Origin of the sequence: Caldalkalibacillus mannanilyticus JCM 10596 (assembly GCF_000615945.1) — a bacterium.
GTDB lineage: Bacteria > Bacillota > Bacilli > Caldalkalibacillales > JCM-10596 > Bacillus_AT > Bacillus_AT mannanilyticus.
In genome coordinates, this window is record NZ_BAMO01000090.1 from 1 (window position 1) to 1,457 (window position 1,457).

Sequence of the window (1,457 nt, forward strand, 5' to 3'; positions counted from 1 at the left end):
AAAAAAGTCCTCCCCTTCTGCTTAGATAGGTACCTTATAACAAGTAATAATAAATTTCTCATACCTTTATAACCTCTCCATCTTGCGAAACACTCTACTCATCTTTTCTTGGAGTGTTAAATTTTGCTCTGTTTTTAAAATGAGCTCATCATGAAAATGACCATCTTTCATAAAAAATATCCGATCTGCATAAGTCGCAACCATCGGGTCATGTGTAACCATGACTAAAGTTTGTTGCATCTCTTTCACACATTCTCTTAGTAAATCCATAATAGAGATACTCATATTTGAATCTAAACTCCCCGTAGGTTCATCAGCCATAATAATTTTTGGATCATTCATTAACGCTCTCGCTATGGCTACACGTTGCTGTTGTCCCCCAGAAAGCTGTGAAGGATAATGATTCACCCTATCTGTTAATCCGACTCTTTCTAAGAGATATTTTGCTCTTCCCTTCACTTTTTCGCCATTTTGACCGGTTAATAGTAAGGTAGAGAAACATTTTCTAGTGCTGTTAAAACACTTATTAAATGAAAAGATTGAAAAATAAAACCAATCTTATCTCTTCTTACTTGAGTAAGCTCTTGTTCAGTACAGTTATGTAAAGATAGTCCGTCTAGCAATATTTCTCCAGATGTAGGTCTATCTAGTCCTGAAAGAATATTTAACAAGGTGGACTTACCAGATCCGCTGGACCCCATGATGGCAATAAATTCACCTTTGGCAATTTCTAAATTCACATGACGAAGGGCCATTACAACTTGTATATCTCCAGCAAATTCTTTAGTTAATGCACTCACGTTAATAATATCTGACATATCCTCTCTCCTTTCAACTTTTATTTTACCATATTTATCCTATTTTTAAAAGGTGTATTTTCGCCTTTTTTTGACTTCGCTATACATTAGAGCTATAATAATACAAAAGCTCACAATGCACCAAAAACAGGTAGCTCTTATTATTAATAGAGATATAAGGGTTAGATAAGTAGAAAACAGAAAAGAAAAAAAGAGACAAAAAAGATAAATTCTATGTATAAAAATTTTATAAGCAAATAAATTTAAATTAAACATAGTTATATAACCTAACAACCCAATCAGCGAAACAGGAATTCCCACTATTTGTGCATATTTACTTGAGTTCACTTCTGAGCATCCGTTTGTTGGACAGATGATTCCATTATTTGAAAAGTTTGCTGAGTTAATATATAAGTACAAAGTTACGATAATACCAAAAATCAGTAATATTTTTTTCAATAATTCATAATTAATATTCAATCCAATCACCCTATTTATTAATTAAATATGCCACAAGAATTCAGCTATCCCTTAAATAACTTATTCTTGTGGCAAGATATATAGATTGTCTAAATATGGACCATACACCGCAAAGTCCTGAATATGTCACCTTTAGAGTACATTTACTTTGCGGTGTATTGTTTTATAATTAGCATAATT

The 1,457-nt window shown here is 32.3% G+C and carries 3 protein-coding genes; all 3 read right to left on the bottom strand.

Annotated features, from left to right (window positions below; genetic code table 11):
* Positions 1 to 66 precede the first annotated feature (66 nt).
* Genes JCM10596_RS31720 through JCM10596_RS31590 form a run of 3 tightly spaced genes read right to left on the bottom strand, consistent with a single transcriptional unit; the run spans position 67 to position 1,286 of the window.
* Positions 67 to 459 carry an ABC transporter ATP-binding protein gene (locus JCM10596_RS31720; RefSeq protein WP_439644879.1) on the bottom strand — a complete coding sequence of 131 codons (393 nt, stop codon included), beginning with the start codon at positions 457 to 459 and terminating at the stop codon, positions 67 to 69.
* A gap of 20 nt (positions 460 to 479) precedes the next feature.
* Positions 480 to 818, bottom strand: a complete 339-nt coding sequence (locus tag JCM10596_RS31725; protein ID WP_439644880.1) for an ABC transporter ATP-binding protein — start codon at positions 816 to 818, stop codon at positions 480 to 482.
* Between the two features lie 45 nt (positions 819 to 863).
* Positions 864 to 1,286: a vitamin K epoxide reductase family protein gene (locus JCM10596_RS31590; RefSeq protein WP_369345693.1), complete on the bottom strand. Its 423-nt coding sequence runs from the start codon at positions 1,284 to 1,286 to the stop codon at positions 864 to 866.
* Positions 1,287 to 1,457: the final 171 nt, after the last annotated feature.

Excerpts from the sequence above, each read along its gene's own strand:
- JCM10596_RS31725 (WP_439644880.1), bottom strand. The coding sequence starts at position 818 with ATGTCAGATATTATTAACGTGAGTGCATTAACTAAAGAATTTGCTGGA.